Annotated in this window: 17 protein-coding genes and 1 other RNA gene; 14 read left to right on the top strand and 4 right to left on the bottom strand. The window is 70.7% G+C overall.

Annotated features, from left to right (window positions below; genetic code table 11):
- Window positions 1-31 precede the first annotated feature (31 nt).
- The 11 genes from ASF39_RS12745 (at window position 32) to ASF39_RS12700 (ending at window position 12097) form a co-directional block, all read left to right on the top strand.
- A complete protein-coding gene (locus ASF39_RS12745) occupies window positions 32-472 on the top strand; it encodes a VOC family protein (RefSeq protein ID WP_055886078.1) in 441 nt (146 codons plus the stop codon).
- Between the two features lie 45 nt (window positions 473-517).
- Window positions 518-911, top strand: an RNA gene (gene rnpB / locus ASF39_RS12825) — RNase P RNA component class A.
- A gap of 354 nt (window positions 912-1265) precedes the next feature.
- Window positions 1266-2318 carry a 16S rRNA (cytosine(1402)-N(4))-methyltransferase RsmH gene (rsmH, locus tag ASF39_RS12740; protein ID WP_056284370.1) on the top strand — a complete coding sequence of 351 codons (1053 nt, stop codon included), beginning with the start codon at window positions 1266-1268 and terminating at the stop codon, window positions 2316-2318.
- On the top strand, window positions 2315-2752 hold the full coding sequence (locus ASF39_RS12735; RefSeq protein ID WP_055886071.1) for a hypothetical protein: 438 nt from the start codon (window positions 2315-2317) through the stop codon (window positions 2750-2752). The genes rsmH and ASF39_RS12735 overlap by 4 nt, the downstream gene beginning before the upstream one ends.
- A gap of 46 nt (window positions 2753-2798) precedes the next feature.
- The gene (locus ASF39_RS12730; RefSeq protein ID WP_244472400.1) at window positions 2799-4568 is read left to right on the top strand and encodes a penicillin-binding protein 2; all 1770 of its coding nucleotides are present in this window, start codon (window positions 2799-2801) and stop codon (window positions 4566-4568) included.
- Window positions 4565-6028: a UDP-N-acetylmuramoyl-L-alanyl-D-glutamate--2,6-diaminopimelate ligase gene (locus tag ASF39_RS12725; RefSeq protein WP_056284367.1), complete on the top strand. Its 1464-nt coding sequence runs from the start codon at window positions 4565-4567 to the stop codon at window positions 6026-6028. Before ASF39_RS12730 ends, ASF39_RS12725 begins: the two co-directional genes overlap by 4 nt.
- 351 nt (window positions 6029-6379) lie before the next feature.
- Window positions 6380-6709, top strand: a complete 330-nt coding sequence (locus tag ASF39_RS12720; protein WP_082494546.1) for a CopG family antitoxin — start codon at window positions 6380-6382, stop codon at window positions 6707-6709.
- Window positions 6706-8142 carry a UDP-N-acetylmuramoylalanyl-D-glutamyl-2,6-diaminopimelate--D-alanyl-D-alanine ligase gene (locus ASF39_RS12715; RefSeq protein ID WP_056284363.1) on the top strand — a complete coding sequence of 479 codons (1437 nt, stop codon included), beginning with the start codon at window positions 6706-6708 and terminating at the stop codon, window positions 8140-8142. Before ASF39_RS12720 ends, ASF39_RS12715 begins: the two co-directional genes overlap by 4 nt.
- A gap of 100 nt (window positions 8143-8242) precedes the next feature.
- A complete protein-coding gene (gene mraY / locus ASF39_RS12710) occupies window positions 8243-9328 on the top strand; it encodes a phospho-N-acetylmuramoyl-pentapeptide-transferase (protein WP_055886061.1) in 1086 nt (361 codons plus the stop codon).
- A 7-nt stretch (window positions 9329-9335) separates the two neighbouring features.
- Complete coding sequence (murD, locus tag ASF39_RS12705) at window positions 9336-10694, top strand: UDP-N-acetylmuramoyl-L-alanine--D-glutamate ligase (RefSeq protein ID WP_056284360.1); 1359 nt, start codon at window positions 9336-9338, stop codon at window positions 10692-10694.
- Window positions 10695-10780: 86 nt separating this feature from the next.
- A complete protein-coding gene (locus ASF39_RS12700) occupies window positions 10781-12097 on the top strand; it encodes an O-antigen ligase family protein (RefSeq protein WP_082494545.1) in 1317 nt (438 codons plus the stop codon).
- A gap of 342 nt (window positions 12098-12439) precedes the next feature.
- On the opposite strand, the gene ASF39_RS12695 is transcribed toward ASF39_RS12700, so the two are convergent.
- The 3 genes from ASF39_RS12695 to maiA all read right to left on the bottom strand — a co-directional run bounded on the left by ASF39_RS12695 (window position 12440) and on the right by maiA (window position 14970).
- The gene (locus ASF39_RS12695; RefSeq protein WP_055886056.1) at window positions 12440-12751 is read right to left on the bottom strand and encodes a hypothetical protein; all 312 of its coding nucleotides are present in this window, start codon (window positions 12749-12751) and stop codon (window positions 12440-12442) included.
- 12 nt (window positions 12752-12763) lie between these two features.
- Complete coding sequence (locus ASF39_RS12690) at window positions 12764-14095, bottom strand: NAD(P)/FAD-dependent oxidoreductase (protein WP_056284517.1); 1332 nt, start codon at window positions 14093-14095, stop codon at window positions 12764-12766.
- A gap of 230 nt (window positions 14096-14325) precedes the next feature.
- Window positions 14326-14970 (bottom strand): maleylacetoacetate isomerase, encoded by a 645-nt coding sequence (maiA, locus tag ASF39_RS12685; protein WP_055886053.1) that lies wholly within the window; start codon window positions 14968-14970, stop codon window positions 14326-14328.
- 194 nt (window positions 14971-15164) lie between these two features.
- On the opposite strand from maiA, the gene dgcN reads away from it, so the two are divergent.
- Together dgcN and dgcA are read left to right on the top strand one after the other, a co-directional pair.
- Window positions 15165-16187 carry an N-acetyltransferase DgcN gene (gene dgcN, locus ASF39_RS12680; protein ID WP_056284358.1) on the top strand — a complete coding sequence of 341 codons (1023 nt, stop codon included), beginning with the start codon at window positions 15165-15167 and terminating at the stop codon, window positions 16185-16187.
- Window positions 16184-17173, top strand: a complete 990-nt coding sequence (dgcA, locus tag ASF39_RS12675; protein ID WP_056284355.1) for an N-acetyl-D-Glu racemase DgcA — start codon at window positions 16184-16186, stop codon at window positions 17171-17173. Before dgcN ends, dgcA begins: the two co-directional genes overlap by 4 nt.
- Before the next feature lie 29 nt (window positions 17174-17202).
- On the opposite strand, the gene ASF39_RS12670 is transcribed toward dgcA, so the two are convergent.
- Entirely contained in the window at window positions 17203-17466 is a 264-nt protein-coding gene (locus ASF39_RS12670; RefSeq protein WP_056284352.1) for a hypothetical protein, read from the bottom strand.
- A 375-nt stretch (window positions 17467-17841) separates the two neighbouring features.
- Between ASF39_RS12670 and ASF39_RS12665 the strand changes: the two genes are divergently transcribed.
- Complete coding sequence (locus tag ASF39_RS12665; RefSeq protein ID WP_056284349.1) at window positions 17842-19764, top strand: PAS domain-containing sensor histidine kinase; 1923 nt, start codon at window positions 17842-17844, stop codon at window positions 19762-19764.
- Window positions 19765-19777: the final 13 nt, after the last annotated feature.

The raw sequence follows: 19777 nt of genomic DNA, 5'->3' as shown, positions 1-19777 counted from the left end.
ACCCCGGCATCACCGGAAGATGGGACAGACAATGGAATACCTGCACACGATGGTCCGCGTCGCGGATCTCGACAAGGCGCTCGCCTTCTACGTCGAGACCTTCGGCCTGAAGGAGACGCGCCGTATCGAGAACGAGAAGGGTCGCTTCACCCTCGTCTTCCTCGCGGCCCCCGGCGACTACGAGACCGCCAAGGAGACCAAGGCCCCCCTCGTGGAACTCACCTACAACTGGGACCCGGAGACCTATTCGGGCGGGCGCAACTTCGGGCATCTGGCCTATCAGGTCGACGACATCTACGCCTTCTGTGCACGCCTGAAGGACAAGGGCGTCACCATCAACCGGCCGCCCCGCGACGGCTACATGGCTTTCGTGAAGTCGCCCGACGGCATCTCCATCGAGATCCTGCAGAAGGGTGAGGCCAAGCCGCCGCAGGAGCCGTGGGCGTCGATGGAAAACACCGGAAGCTGGTAGCCGCGCTTGACCTTTCGATCCGGCGCGGCGCACACCCGCGCCGGATCAGTCGGCCGGGCGGCCGCTCCGGTGCGAACCGGGGAGGAAAGTCCGGGCTCCATGGAGAGACGGTGCCGGATAACGTCCGGCGGGGGCGACCCCAGGGACAGTGCCACAGAGAGCAGACCGCCCTGTAGTCAGGGTAAGGGTGAAAGGGTGCGGTAAGAGCGCACCGCGGACGCGGCAACGCGGACGGCACGGCAAACCCCACCGGGAGCAAGACCGAATAGGGGCGACGCGCCTCTCCCCGACAGGGGAAGGGCAGGCCCTCTCTCCAGGCCAGATCGCCCGGGTTGGTTGCTCGAGGCGGTCGGTGACGACCGTCCCAGAGGAATGGCCGCCACGTCCGGAAGCTCGCTTCCGGGCCCTACAGAACCCGGCTTATAGGCCGGCTGATCCGCCTATCGTTCCGGCTGGCGCCTGCCACATCCGACATTTTGCCCCCCTCGGCGTAGCGGCATGCGATCCGTTCCAGGCCCTGCCGCCCGTTCCCGGGCGTTGAGCCCCGCGCCTTGAGCCGGTGTGCGAAGGACGCGTTTCGCGCCAAAAACTTACGCTCGGTTAACCTTGCTGGGGTCTGATCCCGGACGGGCCGTTCATCGCGGCCGGTCGGTTTGACGATGCTCAGAGGCCCATGGTACCCGCCACCACCCCGTCAGCGGCGCGTGATCGATCGGCGGACGCACCCGGCCGCGGGCGATGCGTGCCGGCCCGTCGTCGCCGGCCCGTTCGCAGCCCCTCACGCGGCATCGCCATGACCCGACACCGCGACCGCAGCGAGCGCCCCGCCGGCGGCGCTCCCCACGTTCCCGTCCTGCTGTCCGAGGTCGTCGCGGCGCTGAAACTGCCCGCGCACGGCGTCGCCGTCGACGCCACCTTCGGGGCGGGCGGCTACACCACGGCGATGCTCGCCGCCGCGCCCGGCCTCACGGTGCTCGGCATCGATCGCGACCCCACCGCCATTGCCGCCGGCGCCGATCTCGTCGCGTCCGCGCAAGGGCGCCTCATCCTGTCGGAGGGCCGGTTCGGCACCCTCGACACCCTCGTCGCCGCGCAGGGCATCGCGGCGGTGGACGCGGTCGTCCTCGATATCGGCGTCTCCTCGATGCAGATCGACCGGGCGGAACGCGGATTCTCGTTCCGGCAGGACGGTCCCCTCGACATGCGCATGGCGCTGTCGGGGCCGACAGCGGCCGACATCGTCAACGAAGCCGACGAGGCTGATCTCGCCGACATCATCTATCACTACGGCGAGGAACGCCGCGCGCGGGTCGTCGCCCGGGCCATCGTCGAGGCCCGCAAGGCCGGCCCGATCACCACCACCGCGGCTCTGGCCGACCTCGTGTCCGGCGTGGTCCACGTCGATCCCGCCGCCGGCATCCATCCCGCGACCCGGACGTTCCAGGGCCTGCGCATCGCGGTCAACGACGAGCTCGGCGAGCTCGTCCAGGCCCTGCATGCGGCCGAGCGGATCCTGAAGCCGGGCGGGCATCTCGCCGTGGTGACGTTCCATTCCCTCGAAGACCGCATCGTCAAGCAGTTCTTCACCATCCGCGGCGGTCGCGCCGCCCAGGGCTCCCGCCATCGGCCCAGCCTGGAGGCGGCCCCGACCGCGAGCTTCGCGCTCGCGACCAAGGGGGCGGTCCTGCCGGGCCGGGCCGAGGTCGACGCCAACCCGCGCGCGCGGTCGGCCAAGCTGCGTTCGGGCGAACGCACGAGCGCGCCCGCGCCGCCGCCGCTCGCCGCCATCGAGGCCCTGGCCAGCCTGCCGGAACGGGCCGCCAAGGGACGGGGAGGACGCCGATGATCCGCCTGCTCAACCTTCTCGCGGTGGTGGGCCTGATCGGCTCGGCGATCTACGCCTACTCGATCAAGTACGACACGCTCTACCAATCGGCCCAGGTCTCGAAGGCCAAGACTCAGCTGCACAAGGAGCGTCAGGCCATCGCGGTGCTGCGGGCCGAATGGCAGCTCCTGACCCGGCCCGACCGGCTGCAGGCGGCGGTGGAACGCCATCTCGGCCTCGAGCCGATCGGCGTGTCCCATCTCGGGCGCCTGGCCGACCTCCCGGCGCGGGTCGACCGCGGCGATGAGATCGGCCGCCTCCTCTCGGCCACCGCCACGGCGACGCCGAAGGAAAAGACGGCCAAGCGCGGCGACGAACCGCGCACCACCGGGTCGATCGGAGCACCGGCGACCCGCACCATCTCGACCCGCACGCCCACGACGGCCTCGAGGTAGTCCCGTGTCCCAGATCCCCCCCGACGACGCCGCTGCGACCGATCCGCTGCCGGTCGAGGCCGAGCCCGCTCCGGCGCCCGCGCCCGCGGTCCATCCGGCGATGACCCTCGCCCGCTCGATGTTCCGCCTCGCCATCGAGCGGTCCTACACCCGGGTCGGCCTGGTGGGCCTCGGGTTCACCGTGGTGTTCCTGGCCATCGCCGCACGCCTCGTCTCGATGGCGGCCTTTCCCGAGCCCGACAGCGGCGAGCGCCGCGTCGCCGCGGCGGCCACCACCGCGATCCGGCCCGACATCATCGACCGCAACGGCGAGATCCTGGCCACCGACATCCGCACGGTCTCGGTCTTCGCAGAGCCGCGCAACATCTACGACAAGGACGAGGCGGTGGAACTCCTCACCGCCGTGCTGCCGGACCTCAACGCCACCGACCTGCGCGCGAAGCTCTCGACGAAGAAGGGCTTCGTCTGGGTCAAGCGCGAGATCACGCCCAAGCAGCAGGCCGAGGTCCATCGCTTAGGCATTCCCGGCGTCGGCTTCCTGCCCGACCACAAGCGGGTCTATCCTAACGGCAACGCGGCGGCCCACATCCTGGGCGTGACCAACCTCGACAACATCGGCATCGCCGGCATGGAGAAGTACATCGACTCCACGGGGCTGAAGGACCTCAACAGCCTCGGTTTCGTGGCCAAGGCCACCGACCTCAAGCCCGTCCAGCTCTCGGTGGACCTGCGCGCCCAGTTCGCGGTGCGCGACGAACTCGCCAAGGGCGTCGAGCACTTCAAGGCCAAGGCCGGCGCCTCCATGATCATGGACGTCAACACCGGCGAGGTCATCGCCCTCGTGTCGCTGCCGGACTTCGACCCGAACAACCCGGTCGACGCGCTGACCGACGACCGCATCAACCGCATGAACGTCGGCGTCTACGAGATGGGCTCGACCTTCAAGGCGATGACCCTCGCCATGGCCCTCGATTCCGGCAAGTACAACGTCAACTCGACCTTCGACACCCGCGGCGGCGTGCTGCGCTACGGCAAGTCGGTCATCCACGAATACCACGGCACCAACCGCACCATCACGATGCCGGAGGTGTTCACCCATTCGTCCAACATCGGCTCGGCCAAGATGGCGCTCGGCGTCGGCGTGCCCGGCCACAGGGCCTTCCTCAAGAAGATGGGCCTCCTCGACCGCCTGCGCACCGAGTTGCCCGAAAGCGCGGCGCCGATCGTGCCGCCGCGCTGGACCGAGATCAACACCATCACCATCGCCTTCGGGCACGGGCTCGCCGTCGCCCCGCTGCAGGCCGCGGCCGCGGTGGCGGCGATCACCAACGGCGGCGACCTCATCACCCCGACGTTCCTGAAGACCGACGAGCCGACGGCGCGGGCCAAGGCGACCCGCGTCCTCTCGCCCCAGACCAGCGAGGCGATGCGCTTCATCATGCGCCTCAATGCCGTCGAAGGCTCGGCGCGCAAGGCCTCGATCCCGCTGTACTACGTGGGCGGCAAGACCGGGACGGCTGAAAAGGTGATCAACGGGCGCTACGTGAAGAACCGTCTGTTCACCACCTTCATGGCGGCCGCCCCCATGGACAAGCCGAAATACCTGTTCGTCACCCTCATGGACGAGCCGCAGGGCCTGCCGGAATCGGGCGGCTACGCCACCGCCGCCTGGAACTCGGGCGTCGTCACGGGCCGGGTGATCGAGCGCGTCGCCCCCATCCTCGGCCTGCCGCCGCAGTTCGAGCCGCCGGTCAAGCCGTTCCCGCTGATGGTCAAGCTCGGCGCCTACCACGCCACCCAGCTGGACGCCCGATGAGCGGGCCGACGCTCAAGGACCTCTTTCCGGGGATCGACGGCGGGGCGGCTGCGCAACGGATCGTCGGCGGCATCACCGCCGACAGCCGCCGGGTCGTTCCCGGCGGCGTCTTCGTGGCGGTGCCCGGCACCCGCGTCGACGGGAAAGCCTTCACCGCCAAGGCGGTGGCGGCGGGCGCCATCGCGGTGGTCGGCGAGGGAGCCGCCCCCGGCGACCTGCCGCCCGGGGCCCTCTGGATTTCGGTCGACGACGCGCACCGCGCCCTGGCGCTGGCCGCGGCGCGGTTCTCCGCTCGCCAGCCCGGGACCGTCATCGCGGTAACGGGCACCAGCGGCAAGAGCTCGGTGGCCGACTTCGTCCGCCAGATCCTGTCGCGTCTCGGCTTCGCCTCGGCCAGCCTTGGCACCGTGGGGATCGTCACCGACCGCGGCGCCGAATACGGCTCGCTGACCACCCCGGATCCCGTCTCCCTCCACGAGACCCTGGCGCGGCTGGCGGACGACGGCATCACGCACCTGGCCATGGAGGCCTCCTCGCACGGGATCGCGCAGCGCCGGCTCGACGGGGTCGGGCTGACGGTGGCGGGATTCACCAACCTGGGGCGTGACCACCTCGACTATCACGCCACCGTCGAGGAGTACCTCGACGCCAAGCTGCGGCTGTTCACGACGCTTCTGCCGAGGGGTCGCCCAGCCGTCGTCAACGCCGACGGTCCCTATGCCGAGCGGGCGATCTCCGCCGCCGCCGCGGCCGGTCACGAGGTCATGACCACGGGACGCGCCGGCGACACCATCCGGCTCCTCGACGCGCGGACCGAGGGGTTCGCGCAGGTGCTCGCCGTCTCGCATGCCGGCATCGAGCACGTCGTCCGTCTGCCGCTGGTGGGCGCGTTCCAGGTGGAGAACGCCCTGCTCGCGGCTGGGCTGGTCCTGGCGGCCGTCGGCGCGGACCGGGCGTCGGCAATCTTTGCGAGTCTGGAGCATCTCGTGGGCGTGCCCGGCCGGATGGAGCGGATCGGCGAAGTCGACGGCGCGCTCTGCCTCGTGGATTACGCCCACAAGCCCGAGGCCCTGGAGAGCGTCCTCACCGCCCTTCGTCCCTTCGCGACGGGACGCCTCGTCTGCGTCTTCGGCTGCGGCGGCGACCGCGATACAGGCAAGCGCCCCCTGATGGGAGCGATCGCGGCCCGGCTCGCCGACGCCGTCGTCGTCACCGACGACAACCCGCGCACCGAGGACCCCACCGCCATCCGCGCCGCGATCCTGGCGGCGGCACCGGGCGCCGTGGAGATCGGCGACCGCGCGGCGGCGATCCGGACGGCCGTACAGGGTCTGCGGCCCGGCGACGTGCTGGTGGTGGCCGGCAAGGGCCACGAGACCGGCCAGATCGTGGGCGCGCAGGTGCTGCCGTTCTCGGACCACGACGTGCTCCGGGCGGCGATCGCAGCCCGGTCGAGTTGAGCCGGGTGGCGGCGGGGGGCCAGGAAACGGCCCGGCCTCCACCGTTCGAAGGGGCTCTGCTTCAGGGCCCTTTGCGGCTCGACCGATGACGATGACTCCGAAATTCGAATGGGATGACGGCCATCGAGCGAAGTGCGAGAAGCACGGGGTCAGCATCGGCGAGATCGAAGCGCCGCTTCGCGGCTCGCCACGCGTTGGTCCGGATGTGAAGCATTCGCAGACGGAGCAGCGGCTTCCGGCCACGGGACGCAATGCCGAGGGACGACCGCTCCTCGTCGTCTTCTACCTTGCGTGGCCGAACCATCCGGCCGCTGAGTGCCCGCTACATGCACGCCGGGGAGGCTGCGAGATATGAGGCGAGTTCCGGAGTTTGAGAGCGACGCGGAGGCGGAAGCGTTCCTGGAGAACGACCTGTCCGATCTCGATGTCTCTCACTTCAAGCCCGTCGACTTTGCGGCGGCGCGCAAGGCCGCTCAGGTCGATCTTCGGGTCCCGGAGTCGCTTCTCGCTGCCGTCAAGCTGCGTGCCAAGGCGCGCGGCATGTCCCACGGGCGTTCTATTCGCGAGCTCATCCAACGCGATGTCGCTCGCAACGCTCCGGAACCGGCTCTTGCCGATGCCGCCTCGGTCCGTGACGAGGCCGTTGGGTACCCCGGTGAAGGACAAGGACGGGCTTGGTGAACGCGTCTCCCCTCTGGACTCCCGAAGCCCTCACCGCCGCCACCGGCGGAACCGTCCACGGGCATGCCAAGCCCGTCACCGGGGCCTCCATCGACACCCGCACCCTCCAGCCCGGCGACCTCTTCTTCGCCATTGCCGGAGAAGCCCGGGACGGTCACGATTTCGTGCGTGCCGCATTGGCGCAGGGTGCCGGGATGGCCGTCGTCGACGCGAGCCGTGCCGAGGAATTCGCCGGGGCCGGGGCGGTCCTGTCCGTCGCTGGCACCGGCGCCGATCCGGTCCTCGCCGCCATGCGCGCGTTGGGGGTGGAAGCGCGCCGGCGCACCGCCGCCAGGATCGTCGCCGTCACCGGCTCGGTGGGCAAGACCGGCACCAAGGAGGCCCTGCGCCACGTCCTGTCGGCGCAGGGCGAGACCCACGCCTCGGTCGCCTCCTACAACAACCATTGGGGCGTACCCCTCACCCTCGTCCGGATGCCGGCGTCCGCCGCCTACGGCGTGTTCGAGGTCGGCATGAACCACGGGGGCGAGATCGTGCCCCTCACCGCCATGGTCCGGCCCGACGTCGCCCTGGTGACCACGGTGGAGCCGGTGCACATCGAGCATTTCGCCTCGCTCTCGGCCATCGCCGACGCCAAGGGGGAGATCTTCTCCGGCCTCGTCCCCGGCGGTGTCGCGATCCTCAACCGGGACAACCCGGCCTATCCGCGCCTGCTGGCCCACGCCCTCGCCTCGCAGGCGGGCCGGGTCGTGAGCTTCGGCGAGCACGCGCAGGCCGATGTCAGGGCCTCGCGCATTGTCGTCCGCCCCGACCTGTCGGTGGTGGAGGCGCAGGTGATGGGCACGCCCGTGACCTACCAGATCGGCACGCCGGGCCGGCACGTGGCCATGAACTCCCTGGGCGTCATGGCGGTCGTCCACGCCCTCGGGGCGGACCTCGCCCTGGCCGCCCTTTCGCTGGCGAGCCTGAAGCCGCCGGTGGGGCGCGGCGAGCGCACCGCCCTGGCCTTCGACGCGGGCGAGGCCTTCCTCATCGACGAGAGCTACAACGCCAATCCCGCCTCGATCCGGGCGGCGCTCAGCACCCTGGCCACCGTCGAGACCGGTCCGCGCGGGCGCCGGATCGCGGTGCTCGGCGACATGCTCGAACTGGGCCAGGCCGGCGAGGAGCACCATCGCGCCCTAGCCGATGCGGTCGAGGCGGGCGGGATCGACCACGTCTTCACAGCCGGGCCGCTGATGCGCCACCTGTTCGAGGCCCTGCCGATGTCCCGGCGCGGGCTCGCGGCCGCGACGTCGGCCGACCTCGTCGATCCGCTGCTCGGGTTCGTCCGTCCCGGCGACGTCGTGATGGTGAAGGGCTCCAACAGCATCCGCATGGGCCGGATTGTCGAAGCCCTCAAAGCCCGCTACGCGAACCCCCAGCCACGCTGAGTCGTCCGGAACGACGGTTCGAGCGTTGCTTCGGCGGGGCGGGCGGCCTTGCCGGAGTCCGGTCTCCCGTCGACCTCAAACCGCCGCGATCGAGTCCTGGATGCTGTATCTCCTGTCGGACCTGAGCGGTACGCTCTCGGCCCTCAACGTCTTTCGCTACATCACCTTCCGCACGGGCGGCGCGCTGTTCACGGCGGGCCTGTTCGTGTTCTGGTTCGGACCGTTGATCATCTCGTCCCTGCGCCTGCGCCAGGGCAAGGGCCAGCCGATCCGCGAGGACGGGCCGCAATCGCACCTGCTGACCAAGCGCGGCACGCCGACCATGGGCGGCCTGATGATCCTGGCGGGCGTCGTGGTGGCGATCCTGCTGTGGGCCAACCCGCGCAACCACTACGTCTGGACCGTGCTGGCGGTGACCCTGGGCTTTGGCGCGATCGGCTTCTACGACGACTACCTCAAGGTGACGAAGCAGTCGCACAAGGGCTTCTCCGGCCGGTTCCGGCTCATCCTGGAAGCGGCGATCGCCATCGCCGCCTGCACCGTGATCGCGGTCTACTCCCCGACCTCGCTCCAGAACCACCTCGCCTTCCCGGTCTTCAAGGACGCCCTGATCAACCTCGGCTGGTTCTACGTGCTGTTCGCCGCCTTCGTCATCGTCGGCGCGGGCAACGCCGTGAACATGACCGATGGGCTCGACGGCCTCGCCATCGTGCCCGTGATGATCGCCTGCGGCACCTTCGGAGTGATCGCCTACCTCGTCGGCAACGTCTTCACGGCCGGCTACCTGCAGGTCAACTACGTGCGCGACAGCGGCGAACTCGCGGTGATCTGCGGTGCGGTGATCGGGGCGGGCCTGGGCTTCCTGTGGTTCAACGCGCCCCCGGCGCAGGTCTTCATGGGCGATACCGGCTCCCTGGCGCTGGGCGGCCTGCTCGGCACCATCGCCGTGGCGACCAAGCACGAGATCGTGCTCGCCATCGTCGGCGGCCTGTTCGTCCTCGAGATGATGTCGGTGATCATCCAGGTCGCCTCGTTCAAGCTCACGGGCAAGCGCGTCTTCCGCATGGCGCCGATCCATCACCATTTCGAGCAGAAGGGCTGGAAGGAGGCCCAGGTGGTGATCCGGTTCTGGATCATCGCGGTCATCCTGGCGCTCGCCGGCCTCGCCACGCTGAAGCTGCGGTGAGCGCGGCATGACCCCGTCCACCACCTTCGCCGGCCGCACCGTCGCCCTGTTCGGCCTCGGCGGGTCGGGCCTTGCCACCGCACTCAGCCTGAAGGCCGGCGGTGCCACGGTCGTCGCCTGCGACGACAGCCCCGAGGGTATGGCCCGAGCGCAGGCGCAGGGCATCGCCACCGCGGACCTGCGCGATGCCGACTGGTCGTCCTTCGCCGCCCTGATCCTGGCGCCGGGCGTGCCGCTGACCCATCCGGCCCCGCACTGGACGGTGGGCATGGCGAAGGCCGCCGGGATCGAGATCGTCGGCGACATCGAGCTGTTCTGCCGCGAGCGGCGCAAGATCGCGCCCGGCGCACCCTTCGTCGCCATCACCGGCACCAACGGCAAGTCGACCACGACCGCGCTCGTCGCCCACGTCCTGGCGCAGGCCGGCTTCGACGTTCAGATGGGCGGCAACATCGGCACCGCGATCCTGTCCCTGGCGCCGCCAGCCGAGGACCGCGTCCACGTCATCGAGATGTCGTCCTTCCAGATCGACCTGACGCCCACGCTCGACCCGAGCATCGGCCTGCTCCTCAACATCACGCCCGACCACCTCGACCGGCACGGGACGATGGAGAACTACGCGGCGATCAAGGAACGCCTCGTGGCGGGTGCCGCCCTGGCCGTCGTCGGCATCGACGACGCGCCGAGCCGCGCCATCGCCGGGCGCCATGAAGGCCCCCTCGTGCGCGTCCACGTCGGCGAGCCGGAACCGGGCTTCGACGGTCTGTCCGCCCACGGGGCGGCGGTCTGGCGCGGGGACGAGCGGATCGCGGACCTCACCGGCATTGGCTCGCTGCGGGGTGCCCACAACGGTCAGAACGCCGCCTTCGCCACCGCCTGCGCCGAGGCCCTGGGGATCGATGCGGCGGGCCTGCAGCGGGGTCTGAGCAGCTTCCCCGGCCTGCCGCACCGCATGGAGGAGGTCGGCCGCAGGGGCCGCGTGCTCTTCGTCAACGATTCGAAAGCCACCAACGCCGATTCGGCGGACAAGGCGCTCTGCGCCTTCCACGACGTCCATTGGATCCTCGGCGGCAAGGCCAAGGAGGGCGGCATCCAGCCCCTTGCACCGCTGTTCGGCCGAATCGCCCACGCCTACCTCATCGGTGCCGCCTCCGACGATTTCGCGAAGACCCTGGAGGGACGCGTCCCCTACACCCGGTGCGAGACCCTCGACGTGGCGACGCGCGCCGCGGCGCAGGCGGCCGCGGTGTCCGACGCCTCAGAACCGGTGGTGCTGCTGTCCCCGGCCTGCGCCTCCTACGACCAGTTCCGCAGCTTCGAGGAACGCGGCGACCGCTTCAGGGACCTGGTGCGCGCGATTCTTTAAGGATCGCCTTCGCCAAATCTCAATCATTCCCGGCGCCTGATACGCCCCTGTACCGGGGTGCGTTCCGCCCCGTGGAGTGCGTGAGCATGGCGTCGTCCATCGCCGCCCCCCCGTCGCGACGGCGGCAAGGGGCCGGGAGCCGAGGGGCCTGGGCTCGGGGAGCCTGGTCCGACGTCACCGTCCTCGGCGTCCTGCGCGGTGTCGCCACCGTCATGCTCGCCGCGTTCATCTTTTTCGCCTGCTTCGCCTTTTCGGACACCTCGCCCTACGATCTGGTGGCGATCCCCACCATCCTGCTCTGGCTGTGCCTCGGCATCCGCATCAAGCGCGGCATCCTGCCGATGGTCGTGCTGCTGCTGCTCTACGTCGGAGCCATCGTCGTCGGGCTGATGCCTTATCTCGACGAGGCGCTGCCGGTGGCCTGGACGATCCAGCTCGCCTACCTCGCCGTCACCGGCGCGTTCTTCGCCATGGTGTTCTCGGACGAGACCACGTCGCGGGTCGAACTCGCGCTGAAGGCCTACGCCGCGAGCTGCCTGTTCTCGGCGGTGCTCGGCATCCTCGGCTACTTCGGGGTGATCGGGCGGGAGGGCCTGTTCATGGTCTACGGCCGGGCGGCGGGCACCTTCAAGGACCCCAACGTGTTCGGCTCGTTCCTGACGCTGGGGGCGCTCTATCTGATGCACGGCCTGTTTGCCGGCACCAGCCGCCGCCCGGTCCTGTCGCTGGCGGGGTTGGTCGTCCTGATGGCGGCAATCTTCCTGTCGTTCTCGCGCGGCTCCTGGGGTGGCTCGCTGGTGGCCATCGCCGTGATGGTGGTCGCGATCTACCGCACGAGCCCCTCGGGCGCCCTGCGCCGGCGGATCGTCGTCCTCACCGCCATGGCCCTCTGCACCGGCGTGCTCGCCATCGGGGCGCTGTTCCTCGTGGGCGACACCGCCGAGACCTTCGCGAAACGCGCCGCGGTCACGCAGGACTACGACGAGGGCGAGACCGGGCGCTTCGGGAACCAGCTGCGCGGCCTGAACATGCTGGTGGAGGCGCCCCTGGGCCTCGGACCCCTGCGCTGGCGCAACACCTTCGCGCTGGAGCCGCACAACTCCTATCTGGGCAGCTTCGCCAACGGCGGCTGGCTCGGCGGCGCGGTCTTCATCGGGCTCGTGCTCGCCACCGGCTTCGTCGGTTTCCGGCTGATGTCGCGGGCTTCGCCCTATCGCCGGCACGCCCAGATCGTGTGGCCGGCCCTACTGATGTTCTTCGTGCAGGCGGTGCAGATCGACATCGAGAAATGGCGCCACGTCTACATGATGCTGGGCATGGTCTGGGCGCTTGAGGCCGCCAGACTGACGTGGCTGGCGGGGGGAGGGGACGACCACGCCGCGACGGCGGACAGGCCTCGCTGACGGGGACGGTCGCGGCCAGGGTTCGCGCACCTGGGCGCCGAGGCGATCCCACGGGGCACCACAGTGATTTCGGGGCGCCACGGGTGCACCCAAGATCCGGAGCTTCCGATCGCGCAAAACCTTGCGACGCCCGTGTTTCAGAATCCCGGGCTCCGCTACGCGGCCCCGTGACGACGGAGCACCGAGGGTCGTTCGAAAACCGAGAGGCGCCCGGCCCGATCGCCGAGCCGGACGGTCTCATCCCATTTCCGGTTGATCACTTCGTGATGCGGAAATGGGCGTCGCTCAGGCGCCGCGCGGGCTCGGTGATACGGTTCCCGCTTGATCCAAGCGCAAACCGTATCACCCCTCCGCCGGTTCTTCCTCCGCGTCTCCCGTCCACGCCGTCGCGAAAGCGGCGAGCTGGCGCGCATCGGCGAAGGCGAGCACCGACAGGATGCGCTCGGACGGCATCGCGCCAGGGTAGGGCGCGATCAGCACGGTCTCGGTGCTGAGCCGCGCGCCGGGGGCGTGCGCGTCGAGCCACGCCTGCGCCTCCGGGCTCAGGCTGTCCGGCTCGGTGGGGTGGCGGGCACGGGAATCCCCGCGCAGCACAATGACGTAGGGCCCGAGGGCGGGGTTGCGGTGCTGCAACGCCTGAATGATGTCGATCATCGCGGATCGCCCCTAATGCAGCTTCACGCGGGCCTCGGTGCGCCGGGTGAGCGCCCGCGCGACGGCGTCGAGCGCCGTCTTGATGGTGCCGTGCAGGGCCTGCTCGTGCATCTTGTACAGCGACCGGTACATGAACCGCGCGAACAGCCCGGCGATGAACATGTTCTTCCCCTGGATGAACCCCATCAGGTTGCCCACGGTGGTGTACTCGCCGAGCGACACCAGCGAGCCGAAGTCGCGGTATTTGAAGGGCTTCAGCGGCTTGCCGGCGATGATGTTGGGGATCTGCTTGATGAGGTGGCTCGCCTGCTGGTGGGCCGCCTGGGCGCGGGGCGGAATCGGCGCGTCGGCGCCGGCCTCCACGAGATAGGCGTTGTCCCCGATCGCGAAGATCGCCGGGTCGCGGGTGGTCTGGAGCGTCGGCGTCACCACGAGCTGGTTGTTGCGGGTGGTCTCGAGGCCGCCGATGTCCTTGAGGAACGGCGGCGCCTTCACGCCCGCGGCCCACACCACCAGCTCGGAGGGTATGAAGCCGCCGTCGGCGAGCTGCACGCCGTCGGCCCGCACCTCCGTCACCCGGGCCTGGATCCTGACCTCGACGCCGATCTTGTTCAGAAGCGTCATCACCTCGCCCGACAGGCGGGCCGGCACGGCGGGAAGGATGCGGTCGGCCGCCTCCACCAGGGTGATCTTGAGATCCTTGGCGGGGTCGATCCGGTCCATGCCGGTGGCGGCCACGTCCCGGGTGGTGCGGTGGAGTTCGGCGGCGAGCTCGGTGCCGGTGGCACCGGCACCGATCACGGTGACGTGGAGCTGGCCGGGACGGACCGGCCCGACCTGCGTATGGGCGCGCAGCATCCCGTTCACGAGGCGCTGGTGGAAGCGCACCGCCTGTTCCTGCGTGTCGAGGGCGATGGCGTGCTCCTTCACGCCGGGCGTGCCGAAATCGTTGGTGGTGGAGCCCACCGCCATCACGAGGGTGTCGTAGGGGATCGCACGCACGGGGGTGACTTCGCGGCCCTCGTTGTCGAAGCTCGCCCCGAGCTGGATCGTCTTGGCGGCCCGGTCGAGGCCGGTCATCTGGCCGATGCGGTAGCGGAAATGGTGCCGGTGGGCGTGATGGAGGTAGTCCACCGCATGGTGGCCGACGTCGAGGCTGCCCGCGGCGACCTCGTGCAGCAGCGGCTTCCAGATGTGGGTCCGTGCGCGGTCGACCAGGGTGACATGTGCCGTCTTGCGCCGCCCCATCGTGTCGCCGAGCTTGGTGGCGAGCTGAAGGCCCGCCGCGCCGCCGCCGACCACCACGATCCGGTGCAGATTGTCCTCGGTTTCACCCGGTACCATGCCGTCCTCGCCCCTCATCCCCGATCGGCCGTTTCCGGCCGTTGTCTCGTTCAGGCCGTCACCGGTTCGTCGGTTCCGGCGATCGTTCGCGGCCCGGCGGCGACCTTACCCGCCAACCGTGAGCAAAATCCAAGCCCGCACTCAATTTCGCGCCCGGCACGTCCGTCGCGCCCGGCATAATCCCTGGCCGCGCCTGCACCAACTCGCGGATGGGGCACCGGGGTCCTGCCTCACGCCGGGGCGCCCGGCTGGCGCAGAGGGTGTGCCCTGGCGAAGGCCTCCTGCGACAGGCAATCCTCGGCGATCCGGCGCACGGTGGGATAGGCCGCGGTCTCGACACCGAAGATGCCGGTGCCGACCCAGAGGCTGACGAGGCAGAGGTCCGCGTGGCTGATCGCGTCGCCTTGCGCGTAGCGGCCGGTGCCGGCCTCCGTGGAGAGCCGCGTCTCCAGGGTGGCGAGGCCGCGCCCGAACCAATGCCGCACGAAGCCGAGCATCTCCTCGCGCGGAATGGCGTGCGCCTCCATCAGGCGGTTGCGCACCCGCGGCACGTAGAGCGGATGGGTGTCGCAGGCGACCACCTGCGCCAGGGACCGGGCCCTCGCCCGCGCCCGCGGCTCGGCAGACAGCAGGGCCGGCTCGGGATGGATGTCCTCGAGGTAGTCGAGGATCGCCAGCGACTGCGTCAGCGGCGGCCCGTCGCCGTCGAACAGCGCCGGTACCGCGCCCTGCGGGTTGATCGCCAGGAAATCGGGCCGCAGCTGCTCGCCGGCATCGAGGTCGAGGAACGTCTCCTCGTAGGCGATCCCCTTGAGGTTCAGGGCGATCCGCACCCGGAAGGCGGCGGCCGAGCGCCAGTTGCCGTACATCTTCATGCCGCATCCTCCCATCCGTACCGGCCGAGGACCACGCCCGAGTTCGACCGGGACCGCAAGGCGTCGCCGGTCGCGCAGGCGTTCGCCTCGCCCGTCATCCCGCATTTGGCAAGCGGTCCATCGTCGCGCATAGACGCAGGCGAGATCGACGCGGCCCGGTGGTCCGCGACGTGCCTGACGGGTGAACCTACGCCATGCAGATCGCAACGCCCTACCTGATGTTCCTCGGCGACGTGCCCGACCGCCTCGCCGCCAAGACCGCCTACGGCATCGCCGACTGGCGCCCGGAATGGTGCGTCGGGCAATTGCGCATGCCGGGCTGCTCCGCCGACCTCGGCATCCCCGACCTGACACTGGCGGAAGCGGTGGAGAAGGGCTGCCGCACCCTGGTGGTCGGCGTCGCCAACGCCGGCGGCGTCCTGCCCGACCATTGGGTCGACGAGGTCGTGGCCGCCCTGGAGGCCGGGCTCGACGTCGCCAGCGGCCTGCACGTGCGCCTCGGGTCGATCCCTCGGATCGCCGAGGCGGCGGAGCGCAACGGGCGCGCCCTCCACGACGTGCGCCACACCGACGAGACCTTCGACACCGGCAAGGGCACGCCGCGGCCGGGCCGGCGCCTGCTCAGCGTCGGCACCGATTGTTCGGTGGGCAAGAAGTACACGGTGCTGGCGCTCGAGCGCGGCATGCGCGAGCGCGGCCTCGACGCCGACTTCAGGGCCACCGGCCAGACCGGCGTCTTCATCTCCGGGCGCGGGGTGGCGATCGACGCGGTGGTGGCCGACTTCATCTCCGGTGCCGTGGAGTGGATCGCCCCGGCCGCCGCGCCCGACCACTGGGACCTGATCGAAGGGCAGGGGTCGCTGTTCCACCCCTCCTTCGCCGGGGTCAGCCTCGGGCTGCTGCACGGGGCGCAGGCGGATGCCTTCGTGGTCTGCCACGAGCCGAGCCGCACCGCCATGCGCGGCGTCAAGCATCCGCTGCCCTCGATCCAGGCGGTGATCGACCTGACCGTGCAGCTCGGCAGCCTCACCAACCCCGGCATCCGCCCGGTCGGCATCGCCGTGAACACCCAGGCCATGGACGAGGCGCCGGCCAGGGCGCTGCTGGCGCATCTGGCCGAGGCCCACGGCCTGCCGGCCACCGATCCGGTCCGGTTCGGGGTCGAGGGCATCGTCGACCGGCTGGTCTCGGAGTTCCCGGCCGGAGCGGCCGCGTGACCCGGCGCCTCGCCGTCGCCGTCGAGCGGTTTCCCATCGCGGGCGCCTTCACCATCGCCCGCGGCAGCCGCACCGAGGCGGTGGTGGTGGTCTGCACGGTGACGGAAGGAGCGGACGGCACCCGCGGATGGGGCGAATGCGTGCCCTATGCCCGCTACGGCGAGAGCGTCGAGAGCGTGTGTGCGCTCCTGGAGGCCCAGGCACAGGCGATCGCGGATGGCGCCTCGCGTCTCGATCTGCTCGCGCTGATGCCGGCGGGCGCGGCCCGCAACGCGCTGGATTGCGCGCTGTTCGACCTCGAAGCCAAGCAGCTCGGCCGGCCGGCCTGGGAGATCGCCGGCCTCACCGCGCCGCAGGTCGCCACCACCGCCTACACCCTGAGCCTCGGCACGCCCGAGAGCATGGAGGCGGCGGCGCGCACCGCATCGGCGCGACCCCTCCTCAAGGTCAAGCTCGGCGGCGAGGGCGACCCCGAGCGGATCGCCGCCGTTCGCCGCGGCGCGCCGGACTCGCGCCTCATCGTCGATGCCAACGAGGCCTGGCGGCCCGACACGATCGAGGCCAACCTCGCCGCCTGCGTCGCCGCCGGCGTCGGGCTCATCGAGCAGCCGCTGCCGGCCGGCGAGGACGCGCTGCTGGCCGAGATCGCCCGCCCGATCCCCATCTGCGCCGACGAGAGCCTGCACGACCGCGCCGGCCTCGACGCGCTCAGCCGCCGCTACGACGCCATCAACATCAAGCTCGACAAGGCCGGCGGCCTCACCGAGGCGGTGATGCTCGCCCACGAGGCGCGCGCGCGGGGGTTCTCCCTGATGATCGGCTGCATGGTCGGCACCTCGCTGGCGATGGCCCCCGCGATGCTGCTCGCCCACCACGCCGACTACGTCGACCTCGACGGCCCGCTGCTGCTGGCACGGGACCGCGAACCGGGCCTGCTGTTCGAGGGCAGCCTGGTCCATCCGCCCGCGGCGGATCTCTGGGGCTGATTTCGGGAAGGCGCCGCCAAGGGCGGACGTCAGGGCGCGTCCACCCCGCGCCAGGCCGGCCTGCGGTCGGCCGCCGCCAGCGTATCGCGGGAGCTCGCCGCGCCTGCCACCTGACGCGTCGCCTCGGCGGCGGCCTCGCGGATCGCCCGCTCGCGCAGGTCCGGCGGCAGGGCGTTCCACAGGCTCGCGGGCGATACGGCTGCGGCGCGCGGGCCGGCGTCGGGCGCATCGCGCTGGGCCGCGAAGTAGGAGAGGGCACCGATCACCAGTACCGCACGCAGGACAAACGACATGGGTCCGATCCGAAGCGGCGCCGCCCCGGGCGGCGATCCCGACAGGCGGGACCGGGCTCGGACAAAGCGTCATGCCCCCAGGTTGCAGGGGCACGCCCGCGAGGGTGGCGCCGGTCTCGTAAAGCAGAGGTATCGGGGCGCCTAAAACAGGTGCGCATGGTGAACGCCCCGTTGTCGCTCGCGGCAAAGCTTCGTCTTGCCCCGAAAAGAACCTCGGCGTCGATGCGACTTGGTCATTCTCCGGAAAGCATCCGAAGACATTGGCCCATCGTGTTGCAAGACTCGCTTAAGTCGCCTCTGCGACGGTTCGGTCAGTCGAGTTCATGTCGAGCCAAGGGGCGTCGGGGCTGCCGGTCAGGTGTCTTCGCGCTGTGCGTGTCGGTATTGCGTATCTACAGTGCCCTGGCATCCCTGGTCGATGCGCGTCTGGCGGGACTCGTCCACGAGTCCGTGCTCGACGACGCCAGCGTCCGGTTCCGCCACGAGCGTTTCCTGGTGTCCCGGCTCGCGACCGGGGCGGTGATGATGGTGGGCCTGCCGCCCTACCTTCTCTGGCGCGGCGTGCCGTCGGGGATCGAGGCGGTGGCCATCGCCAGCCTGCTGCTTCCGGTCTGCGCCGCCGCCATCCTGTCGCGCACCGGCAGCCTGTGGGTCGCCCACGCCCTGTCCTCGGCGGGTCTCGCCGGCCTCGTCGTCTCCATTGCCGCCATGACGGGCGGCGCGAACTCGGCCGCCGCGATCTGGCTGGTGGCGATTCCCCTCGAGGCCGTGGTCTCCGGCTCGCGCCGGGCGACGCTGGCCGCCGCCGTCATCGCGGCGCTCAGCGCCCTGGTGATCGCCGTCCTGCCGGTCTGGAGCCTCAGCGGGCCGATGCTCGAATGGTCGTCGCGGCTGGCCATGCCGGTCTTCGCCATCACCGCCATCGGCCACATCGCGGCCCAGGCGATCGACCACATGCGCCAGGAGGGCCGGTGGCGCGCCAAGGCCCGCGACAACGAACTGCGCGACCGCATGCTGCTCTCGGCCATCGACGACCTCGTCACCTGGCACGATCACAACGGGCGTGTCCTGGAGGCGAGCGCCTCGGCCTCGAAGTTCGTGGGCGCCGACGCCGTCCGGCTGCGCGGCCACGGCCTGCTCGACCGGGTCCACGTCGGCGACCGGCCGGCCCTGCTGCAGACCCTGAGCGACGTCGCCGCCACCGGCACGCCGGCCACGGTCCAGTTCCGCCTCCACCTCGATGCCGCCGCCATCCGCGCCGAGGGCGAGGCGCGGGTGATCCATGCCGAGATGCGGGCCCACCGGATCGACCGCGGCAACGGCGGCGTCGAGCACACGACGGTGGTCGCCGTCACCCGCGACGTCACCGAGCATCGCCGCCATGCGGCCGAGCTGGAACGCGCCCGCGCCGAGGCCGAGCGTGCCGACGAGGTCAAGAGCCGCTTCCTGGCCACCGTCAGCCACGAGCTGCGCACGCCGCTCAACGCCATCATCGGCTTTTCGCAGGTGCTGGCGGGGGAGGGCGCGATCAGCCTGGAACCCGAGCGCAGCCGCGAATACGCCGGCATCATCGGCAGCTCGGGCCAGCACCTCCTCGACGTGGTCAACACGCTCCTCGACATGTCCCGCATCCAGAGCGGCCATTTCGACTACAACCCCGAGAGCCTCGACGTCGGTGCCCTGGTCCGGTCCTGCTGCGACCTGATGCAGCTCAAGGCCGACGAGGCCGGCATCGCCCTCGTGCGGGTCGCCGTTCCGCCGGGTCTCGAGATCACCGCCGATCCGCGGGCCTGCCGGCAGGTGCTGATCAACCTGCTCTCGAACGCGGTGAAGTTCACGCCCGCGGGCGGGCGGGTCGAAATCGGGATCCGCCGGTCCGGCCAAGCCCTCGACCTCGTCGTCGCCGATACCGGCATCGGCATCGCCGCGGCCGACCTGCCGCGCGTCGGCGACCCCTTCTTCCAGGCGGGCGACGGGTATCGCCGTGCCCACGAGGGCACGGGGCTCGGGCTGTCGGTGGTCCAGGGCCTCGTCGGCCTCCACGGCGGCAGCATCGCCATCGAGAGTACGATCGGCGAGGGCACGACGGTCACCGTGACCCTGCCGTTCGAATGCCGCAGCGGCGACGAGGACGTGACGCCGGCCCCCATCCGCACCGGTCCGCGGCGCGGCGGCGCCCAGGGCGGGCTGGTGCCGGCACGGCAGACGGCGGTGGCGATGCGGCGTCCGATCGGTCTGTTCGACGCGGTCAGCGAGCCGGTGCGCGAGAGCTACGTACCGACGCGGTTGAGCGCATGACGCGGGGTCCTCG

Origin of the sequence: Methylobacterium sp. Leaf108 (genome assembly GCF_001423265.1) — a bacterium.
Lineage (GTDB): Bacteria > Pseudomonadota > Alphaproteobacteria > Rhizobiales > Beijerinckiaceae > Methylobacterium.
This window is presented reverse-complemented; position numbering and strand designations above follow the sequence as displayed.

Bases quoted from the DNA above. Each gene is read 5' to 3' on its own strand.
- ASF39_RS12745 (WP_055886078.1), top strand. From the start codon at position 32: ATGGAATACCTGCACACGATGGTCCGCGTCGCGGATCTCGACAAGGCG.
- rsmH (WP_056284370.1), top strand. From the start codon at position 1,266: ATGACCCGACACCGCGACCGCAGCGAGCGCCCCGCCGGCGGCGCTCCC.
- ASF39_RS12735 (WP_055886071.1), top strand. From the start codon at position 2,315: ATGATCCGCCTGCTCAACCTTCTCGCGGTGGTGGGCCTGATCGGCTCG.
- ASF39_RS12725 (WP_056284367.1), top strand. From the start codon at position 4,565: ATGAGCGGGCCGACGCTCAAGGACCTCTTTCCGGGGATCGACGGCGGG.
- ASF39_RS12720 (WP_082494546.1), top strand. From the start codon at position 6,380: ATGAGGCGAGTTCCGGAGTTTGAGAGCGACGCGGAGGCGGAAGCGTTC.
- mraY (WP_055886061.1), top strand. From the start codon at position 8,243: ATGCTGTATCTCCTGTCGGACCTGAGCGGTACGCTCTCGGCCCTCAAC.
- murD (WP_056284360.1), top strand. From the start codon at position 9,336: ATGACCCCGTCCACCACCTTCGCCGGCCGCACCGTCGCCCTGTTCGGC.
- ASF39_RS12700 (WP_082494545.1), top strand. From the start codon at position 10,781: ATGGCGTCGTCCATCGCCGCCCCCCCGTCGCGACGGCGGCAAGGGGCC.
- ASF39_RS12695 (WP_055886056.1), bottom strand. From the start codon at position 12,751: ATGATCGACATCATTCAGGCGTTGCAGCACCGCAACCCCGCCCTCGGG.
- ASF39_RS12690 (WP_056284517.1), bottom strand. From the start codon at position 14,095: ATGGTACCGGGTGAAACCGAGGACAATCTGCACCGGATCGTGGTGGTC.
- maiA (WP_055886053.1), bottom strand. From the start codon at position 14,970: ATGAAGATGTACGGCAACTGGCGCTCGGCCGCCGCCTTCCGGGTGCGG.
- dgcN (WP_056284358.1), top strand. From the start codon at position 15,165: ATGCAGATCGCAACGCCCTACCTGATGTTCCTCGGCGACGTGCCCGAC.
- ASF39_RS12670 (WP_056284352.1), bottom strand. From the start codon at position 17,466: ATGTCGTTTGTCCTGCGTGCGGTACTGGTGATCGGTGCCCTCTCCTAC.